Origin of the sequence: Pantoea sp. Fr-CA_6, from assembly GCF_024520895.1 — a bacterium.
GTDB lineage: Bacteria > Pseudomonadota > Gammaproteobacteria > Enterobacterales > Enterobacteriaceae > Pantoea > Pantoea agglomerans.
In genome coordinates this window covers 1-323 of the sequence record NZ_JALNPO010000045.1, presented here as the reverse complement: position 1 = coordinate 323, position 323 = coordinate 1, and the positions used below count along the sequence as shown (strand labels likewise).

The following is a 323-nucleotide window of genomic DNA, read 5'->3' as shown; positions in this document are numbered from 1 at the left end:
TCCTGCTCCGGCGTCCAGCTCCACTTGCCGTCCGCGTCCACCGCTGCGCTGCCGACGAGCTCGCCGTTGTCATAGATATTGACGTGATCGATGTCGGCGGTTGCGTCGCCGGAGAAGGTTGGTCGTGCGTCGTCGGTGACCGAGCCGCTGGCAATCTCGCCGGTGATCGCACCGACGTCGTCGGTCAGGATGATGCTGTCGATGACCAGGCCTGAGGTCTGGTTATCCGGCGGCGTGCTGTCGCCGGGGCCGTCGATCACAACGCTGTTGCTGTTGCCCGCCTCGTCGGTGGCTTCCACCACGACGTCTTTGGCGTCCACGCC

At 65.6% G+C, this 323-nt stretch carries 1 protein-coding gene; it reads right to left on the bottom strand.

What is annotated here, in order from left to right; all coding sequences use genetic code 11:
- A partial coding sequence (locus tag NR201_RS22545) for an Ig-like domain-containing protein (protein WP_256850190.1) occupies nucleotides 1–323 on the bottom strand: 323 nt, incomplete at both ends.